10 protein-coding genes and 1 pseudogene are annotated in these 7,521 nt (G+C 34.4%); 1 reads left to right on the forward strand and 10 read right to left on the reverse strand.

The features are described 5' to 3' along the window. Nucleotides 1–479: 479 nt before the first annotated feature. From LV89_RS24655 to LV89_RS25895, 3 genes are read right to left on the reverse strand one after another with little or no spacing between them, the layout of a single operon-like run. Complete coding sequence (locus LV89_RS24655) at nucleotides 480–1,349, reverse strand: Rpn family recombination-promoting nuclease/putative transposase (protein ID WP_109745659.1); 870 nt, start codon at nucleotides 1,347–1,349, stop codon at nucleotides 480–482. Between the two features lie 38 nt (nucleotides 1,350–1,387). After that, nucleotides 1,388–1,987, reverse strand: a complete 600-nt coding sequence (locus LV89_RS24660; protein ID WP_109745660.1) for a hypothetical protein — start codon at nucleotides 1,985–1,987, stop codon at nucleotides 1,388–1,390. Next, nucleotides 1,975–2,097, reverse strand: a complete 123-nt coding sequence (locus LV89_RS25895; RefSeq protein ID WP_262509888.1) for a hypothetical protein — start codon at nucleotides 2,095–2,097, stop codon at nucleotides 1,975–1,977. Before LV89_RS25895 ends, LV89_RS24660 begins: the two co-directional genes overlap by 13 nt. A gap of 91 nt (nucleotides 2,098–2,188) precedes the next feature. Between LV89_RS25895 and LV89_RS24665 the strand changes: the two genes are divergently transcribed. Then, on the forward strand, nucleotides 2,189–2,650 hold the full coding sequence (locus LV89_RS24665; protein ID WP_109745661.1) for an RNA methyltransferase: 462 nt from the start codon (nucleotides 2,189–2,191) through the stop codon (nucleotides 2,648–2,650). A 531-nt stretch (nucleotides 2,651–3,181) separates the two neighbouring features. Here the strand turns inward: LV89_RS24665 and LV89_RS24670 are convergent. The 7 genes and pseudogenes from LV89_RS24670 to LV89_RS25465 all read right to left on the reverse strand — a co-directional run. After that, complete coding sequence (locus LV89_RS24670; RefSeq protein ID WP_109745662.1) at nucleotides 3,182–4,051, reverse strand: Rpn family recombination-promoting nuclease/putative transposase; 870 nt, start codon at nucleotides 4,049–4,051, stop codon at nucleotides 3,182–3,184. 405 nt (nucleotides 4,052–4,456) lie between these two features. Continuing rightward, entirely contained in the window at nucleotides 4,457–4,627 is a 171-nt protein-coding gene (locus tag LV89_RS25460; RefSeq protein WP_158279684.1) for a hypothetical protein, read from the reverse strand. 9 nt (nucleotides 4,628–4,636) lie between these two features. Further along, complete coding sequence (locus LV89_RS24675) at nucleotides 4,637–5,164, reverse strand: hypothetical protein (RefSeq protein ID WP_109745663.1); 528 nt, start codon at nucleotides 5,162–5,164, stop codon at nucleotides 4,637–4,639. 266 nt (nucleotides 5,165–5,430) lie between these two features. After that, nucleotides 5,431–6,153 carry a DUF3667 domain-containing protein gene (locus LV89_RS24680; protein WP_158279685.1) on the reverse strand — a complete coding sequence of 241 codons (723 nt, stop codon included), beginning with the start codon at nucleotides 6,151–6,153 and terminating at the stop codon, nucleotides 5,431–5,433. A 204-nt stretch (nucleotides 6,154–6,357) separates the two neighbouring features. Beyond that, nucleotides 6,358–6,669, reverse strand: a complete 312-nt coding sequence (locus tag LV89_RS24685) for a MoaF-related domain-containing protein (protein WP_109745665.1) — start codon at nucleotides 6,667–6,669, stop codon at nucleotides 6,358–6,360. Between the two features lie 10 nt (nucleotides 6,670–6,679). After that, a complete protein-coding gene (locus LV89_RS24690; protein ID WP_109745666.1) occupies nucleotides 6,680–7,165 on the reverse strand; it encodes an NUDIX domain-containing protein in 486 nt (161 codons plus the stop codon). Between the two features lie 44 nt (nucleotides 7,166–7,209). After that, nucleotides 7,210–7,521, reverse strand: a pseudogene (locus tag LV89_RS25465) (IS110 family transposase); the annotation flags it as partial.

The raw sequence follows: 7,521 nt of genomic DNA on the forward strand, positions 1-7,521 counted from the left end.
GGTTTTGGGTTTCTTTTGTTTGGTTTTCTGTTGCATCTTCTTGTTGTTTTTGATGAAAAAAATACAAAGAAGATGTATATAAAGGTTTATCAATATTCTGAACGGGGTCAAATAAATGCCACCAATGATTGCAACACAAGCTCTATAAAAAGATTATAGAACACGATACATCTCAACCGGAATGGCCATCGGGCTACGAACACCAATTTTAAATCGGTCTATTTCTCTTTGTGTCGCAAACGTACAAACGTTAGCCTGCTTTTGCAACTCGTTTTTTTGAGTAGGGGGAATTGCCACCAACGGACGGGTATTTATGAAGGACTGGAATTTGAAATTCAAAAGTTCAGTATTAGCACATTGCCGAATAGAATTACAAATGCTGAATTACTTACGTCCGCCAGTCTTTCATAAATACAATGTTGGTGGCTGCCGCTTCTCTCGCCATTCAAGTGTCCATGAGCAAAAAGTCCTCCAAGCGTCTATTTGGCAGTAAGTTGTCGCTGAACAGATAAAACAAAGTCCGCCGAAACATTAGCTAATTTTGTACATTGTTCAACTGTCAAGCTCATATTGAGTGCGTTTGTCACCATTTCAGCTTTTACTCTCTGTTCAGCTTCTTTAATTTTTCTACTTTCAGCCTTAACAGATTCTGCATTACGAGCAATCAAAATTTCCAATGAAGCCTTTTCGTCAGGTGTCATTTTACGACTATCCAGTTCGTCAATGGCTACTTTAAGCCACGCTTCGTCCCAAAATTTGGGAAATTGGGTCGTCTGTGTTACTGTATGTATCGTCCTCATCGTATAAATCAGTTTTTGTAAATCTGTTTGACAATCAGCTTCTTGCAAAGTAAATTTATCTAATTCTACTGTAATAAACGTCATTTGGTCGTCAAAAAGTTCGCCTTGTTCGTTTCGCAGATTCGCAACGGTATGAAATTGAGGATAGGGTAGAATGTCGTTTGCCAAGATAGCCACACAGTAGATTTTTGTCAGTGTTCCATAGTCGAACTTCCCACGTTTTACCATTGCGTTGAACTTGTGCAAGGCGTAAAATTTCATTCGTTGTACAAAATACGGTGCATCGCCATATTGCATTTCTACGATAAAATGATTGTCGTTTTCATCTGTACAAGCCAAATCAAAAATGCCACTACGTCCGTCTTGGGTAATGCCTTCAAAGGTATTTTTGTCAAACTTTACCTCTTTGATAGGCACTTCTGACTTGATAAGTGCCTGCAAAGCCCTTCTTAAAAACAGCGTATTTGCTTCATTGCCAAAAGTAGCCTTGAAACCGTAGTCCGAGATTATCGGAATAAATATTTGGTCGTCAGTGTATAATGCTTCCATGAAGCAAAGTTAGTAAAATAGTAGTTCTTTATTGTTACTTAATGACATTTCTTCAATGCATCAATAATGACAATAAAAACAGCTATCCACAAGAAATACGGAATAAATTTTTCGAGTAAGTAGTAAAAGTCAATTTTATTTTTTGAATCTTGTTTTTTCTTCTTTTCCTGTCTATCTCGTTCCATCCATTTTGAATCGCCATGATATTTGGAAAGTTCTTTTTCATAAGCTATTCTGTAAGCCTCATGTTGTTCGTAATTAGGTTCAAAAACAGATCGATATTTTTTTTTGAATACATTAATATCTCTCAGATATTGTCTGTCACCATCGTAAATAATAACTATATCGTCAAAACGCAAGCCACTTTCGTCGGAAATATTCTCTGCTTCAATTTTAAAAAGGATATTTTCGATAGCGTCTCCATCTTCATAAGTATATCTTACAGAATTTATTTTTAATGATATTTCGGTAATTGCGTAACCTTTTTGAATTATTTCAGTGACACGAGAATTTGTATATCTTATAAAATTGTCAATTTTTATTTTTCCATTTAAATCAGCAAAGCGATATGCTTCAATTATGAAGTTGTAAAGAGTCTGCGACTCGAAATCTAATAATTTTATTTTTAGTTTTTCCATCTTCGTTTTTCTCCTGCGGTAGCCACTAACGTTGAAATATTGCCGATGGTGGGGCTACTTGCACAACTGCTCACCACAGGCACACAGCTAAATAGTAGTGCATTGCTCAATGGCGGAACGTCTGCCCCACTATTGGCAATATATTGTTAGCTGTTCGTTGCTTTTTTCGGTCAGATTATTAAATTATAAATAACAAGTAAAATGAAAAATAAAGGATATTTCGGAATAGGAATTATGAACCCCAAAACAGAAATGAATGTCGGCAGTTTGTGGCGTTCAGCAAACATTTTAGGTGCAAGTTTCATCTTTACAATAGGTAAAAGAATACCAAAACAGGCAAGCGATACAATGAAAACTTGTGAATCAATACCATTCTACTATTATGAGACTTTTGAAGAGTTTTATAAATCAATGCCATACGATTGTCGTTTGGTTGGTGTTGAATTAGACGAAAGAAGCGTAAAAATTGAAGAGTACCAACACCTTGATAAATGTATTTATTTGTTAGGTGCAGAAGATAATGGAATTACAATGGAAGCAAGAAACAGGTGTCATCAATTAGTTCAATTGCCAAAAGGGAATTATAATGTAGCAAATTCAGGAAGTATAATAATGTATGATAGACACTTAAAGTCTGCTATGTCGGTAGTTTCTCTGCAATGACAGCTAACGAGCGTATAACCGCCATTAGCTCTAAAAATTTGTTTATTGATGGCGTCTATCCAACCGATTTGGAATATAACCGCCACGAATTGATTTTTTGAAAATTAAAGCTATTCGATGGAGTAATTTTGCGGTTTAATGATTAGTAAAGGTGGTAAAACCTGTGTAGCGTTTTTCATTAGCAATTGGGTTGAAAATTTCAATATTAATTCGGTAAAAATAGAGGATTAACGGCAACTTTGTTTTTAAAATTGTCCATTTTTAATAATAATTCCATTGTTACCATTATTTGGACAAGTCAAAATTTGTCGTGTTACAAAAGTGTCTGAATAATTTTAGTATTTTTAGTTTGATGGGGTGCTAACGGGTTTCTGTTAACGTACAAATATTTATGAAGGATAGGAGATTGAAATACAGAAGTTGAGCATTGGCAAAATGCTTGATAGAATTACAAAAGCGGAATTACTTACGTCCGCCAGCCTTTTCATAAATGCAATGTTGGTTGCTGACTCTTCTTTGCCAGTCAAGAGTTTATTTGCCAGCAAGTTGCTGCTGTACCGATGTAACAAAGTCAACAGTTACACCTGCTACCTTGGCACTTTGTTCTATTGACAATCCTACCTCTAATGCGTTTTTTATAGTTTCTATGGTCTTGTTATTAAGTGCATCTTTAATTTTCTTACTTTCGTTTTTGACAGCCAAAGCATTTGCCGAAATAGCCATTTCATAAGCTAATTTCTGTTCGGATGTCATATTGCGAGTGTCCACTTCTGAAATAGCTTTTTTTAACCACTCTTCATTCCAAAAAGTTGGGAACTGTGATGTTTCGGTAACTGTATGTAAATTTTGCATCGTATAAATCAGTTTATCCAAATCGGTTATTACTTCATTTTCTTTCTTTTTGAACTTGTCAAGTTCTACGGTTACAAACGTCATTTGGTCGTCAATAGTTTCATTTTGGGCATTACGAAGTACAGCAATGTTATGATAATCAGCTATTTGAGTAAAAATGCTTTTTGCCAAAATGCCAATACAGTAAATCTTAGGTAGGTTCTCAAATTTGTATTCACCTTTCTTTACCAACGTATTGAAGCGGTGCAAAGCGTAAAACTTCATGCGTTGAATAAACTCTGGGTATTCGCTCAACTGCATTTCCACAATGAAATGATTGTCATTCTTATCAATGCAGGCAATGTCATAAATACCACTCCGACTGTCAATAGTGATAGCCGAAATTTCATTTTTGACAAATTCAACCAATTTTATTGGAACAGGCGAATCAATTAAGGCTTGTAACGCCTTTTTTAGAAATGTAGTATCTGCTTCATTTCCAAAAGTAGCCTTGAAATCATAATCCGAGAGGATTGAAATAAATCTGCCGTTTTCGTTGTAAATGTCCATGAAGACAAAGTTAATAGAAAGGTTCAACTTTGCCTTCATTTATGCTAATTTACTGTTTTACAAGGTTGTTTATGAAAAACACAGAAATCGACGACGATACAGGCAAGGAAAACCAATAAGTGCGGAGCTATAAAAATTAATTTATGTGCTTACGAAAACAGAAATAGCTTATTAAACACTTTTTAGCCCTAAAAAACAAAAAAGCAAGCGAAAACCTGCTCTTCCAAATATCTTCAAGTCGAACGACAACTCCATAAAAGAAATCACCGAAGCCGACCGCTAGACTAGCCGTCCGCCCAAGGTTAAGTTCAACATCGCCTTCATCGCATGGCTTTCAGCCACGACGAACGCTTAGTTGTTGGGTGCTTAGTTGTTGGTGGCTGTGCTTTTTTGCGTCGTCCAGCGTCAGGCAATTACATTCGGGCGAATAGTTGTCCCAACCTGTTGTCTAATAGTTGTCCTTGCTGATAATTTTCGGCTTTTGAAAAAATCGCTGAGTTCCTTCTCTTCTATTTTTGTCAGCGAACCTTGTCCACCAATAAAGTCTAAATCCAAGTCAATTTTGTTCGTTTTCATATCTTTTCTTTACTTTTGAAAATATTTGTTAATAAGTCTGAGTGCCGCTTGCGTTTCAATTATCATGATTCGTCCGCCAAAGTGAAAAGCCCCAAGTGTTTTTTCGTAATGTTCAATAAGTTGCGTTTTTGAAAGAAATGATACATTTCCTTCGTGTCCACGCTGAAAGGATAATTTACAAGCAAAAGCAACTAAGTTCCCAGCAACGCCTGAATACACTTTTGCCTTACCCTTATTGAATGGTGAACTCTCAACTAAGTGCATATAAACGTGGTCTTCTTTGACTTCTAAACTTATAAGTCCTTGAATTATAGTCGAATTATTTGTAATTGTCAGCTTATAAACGTCACGGGCAGGTTCTTTGAATTCATCTTTCCAACTAAAAAGCCAACCGTTCTTTTTACTAACAGTTTTCAAGTCAGAGTTTGTCAGAATAGAGATTTCAGTCGCAAAACTGTCGCCAGTAATGACATTTTCAATGCTGTTTGTCAGCTTGTCAATGATAAAATCAAGTCCTATTTCTTCGGAATTTTCCATGTGTCAAATGTACGAAAAATTCTAATTTGATGTTACGAAAATGTCGGATTCGTGTTTTTTTAGCATAGCCACCAACGAACACGGCTTGTGGCAGGTGGGGGATTTTAGCACCTCAGTCCGAACGTCTGCCGATATAAATTACTGATGTTGAGCTACTTACAAATGTTCAAAAGGTTTCCGTCCGCCGAAACAAATGTACAATAAAGTTCTCAAAGTTCAATAACTTCCTTCAGCCCCCACTTGACACAAACCCATGTTGGCAGAAGTTATTTTATACCCAACTGATAGTAAATAATTACAAGTAAATTCAAAATCAGTCTGAAAGATAAAGCACCTAAAAAACAACATATTGTTGATTTAATATAGTTTATAATTTTTTTTTCTCCAAAAAATTGTCCCACTGACCAAAAAACATAGAAAAATCCTATATAAACACCGATTTCTCTAATTATGTTGTTTTTTAACAAAAATACTCCTACGGGAAAATAAAAAATAGCTATTATTAGTAATAATTGTCCTATGGAATAACATAATAAAACAGTAATTTCATAGATATTGTAGCCATGTTTTCTGAAAAATACTCTTATCCAAAATGCAATCAAAAATCCAATTGCAAGTGAAGTATAACCAATATGACTACTCGTCCAATTATTAATTGCTTTCTTTGTTGAATATTGAGCTGTATTTTCAGTAGTTTGGTCTAAGCCGAAAAATTGCCATTCCATATGAAAAAAATGAAAAATAACAGTGAAAATTGTCGCTGATAATATTAAAAAAACGACAGGTTTAGTAGCTTTACTTCTATCCTCTGATATAAAAGTTCTTACTAATTTACCAGGTCTGATAAAGAGTTGTTTTACGGTAAATATAAAACCGCTTTCAAGGTGTAACAGATGTTTAATTTCGTGTGAAATATAGTGTCCGTCAATCCTTTTTAGTTCTTTCAAAGGTTCTATATTCGTGATGATATTCTCTTCTGTATTTTCCAAGTTTTTAATTTATAGTGATTACTTTGAATTAATTATTGTGAGTTGAGTCTGCTTTTATAATTTCTGCCAACGGTTTGGGGCTTGCCGAAGGTGGGGGTTAGAAAGCACCAATGTTCAAATTTAGTACAAATGCTAATAGAAAGTACAAATGTTGAGGATAATACAAATGCCCCACTTTTGGCAAACCCCTGTTAGCGGTAGTTTTTATTTGTCAGCTTGTTTTATAGTTCCTTTTAAGTTAATAAATTGTCCGTTTGGCAATGTAACATTTGAATAAATAATTTCATTTTCATAGTCTTGAATTTGTGTAATTGTCTTACCATTTTCTTCTTTCCAAGTTACTTGAAATAGGGATGGTCTTAATTCTACAATTTTTGTTTTTACTGTTTCACTTACATTTACTTCGTTTCCATTTTGTTCTATAATTGTAAATGTTAAAGAACTGTCGCTATGAATGTCCAAAGTAGCCTTTGCCATTCCCAAGTCAATTTTATATTTGTTGCCTATTATATTCATTTTTGTCTGTTTATGCTAATACGTTGAGTTTGTTTAACCATTCTTGAACTTCAAATTTATTGTTTTTTGAATAGTCAAGAAGTTCAGTCTTCTGTACAATTTTATATTCGTCAAGTTCTTCGTTTAATTCTATTTGTCCTTTTGCAATAATGTGATAAGCTATTACAATTTGGTTTGCTTTCGGAAAAGGGAATACACCAAGAAAATTTGTTTCAGTTGTGTCAAGTCCAAGTTCTTCTTTTGTTTCTCGTTGAGAAGCAATTTCTGGTGTTTCGTCTGCTTCTAAAAAACCTGTTATAATTGAAAAAATTCCTTTTGGTGCTAATTTATTGTGAGCTAAAACAATTCCTTTGTCTGTCTCAACAACTATTCCCACGACTGGTATTGGGTTATTCCAATAAATAAATCCACAACTGTTGTCAATGCAACAAAGTCTTTCTTTTTGGTCTATTACTTTTTTGGTAAGTGTCTTACCACATTTTGTACAATACTTCATTGTCTGTCTGTGTCGTTTATAAAATTCTGACTAACGTACACTTTTTAGGTTGATTTTAAGCCTAAGTCTTCGGGAGTCAAGTCAAATTTATGGATATGTTTTCTAATTTGTTTTACTAATCCTTGTTTTCTTTTTTCATCCAAGAATAAATAATCTGTTGGTGGTTTGTAAGGCTCTTTTTTGGTAATCATATTGTAAATAATTACGCCTAATTTTCTTGCAGTGGCACTTATGGCAGTAGCACGGTCTGATTTATTTAGTATTCGTCTAAAAAAGTTGGACAAATGGGTATCTTTTAATCCACCGATGACATTGGCTGCATTTCTTAGGATTATTTTTAGTCTGTTTCCTCCTTT

The sequence above is a fragment of the Arcicella aurantiaca genome (assembly GCF_003148625.1).
GTDB classification, from domain to species: Bacteria; Bacteroidota; Bacteroidia; order Cytophagales; family Spirosomataceae; genus Arcicella; species Arcicella aurantiaca.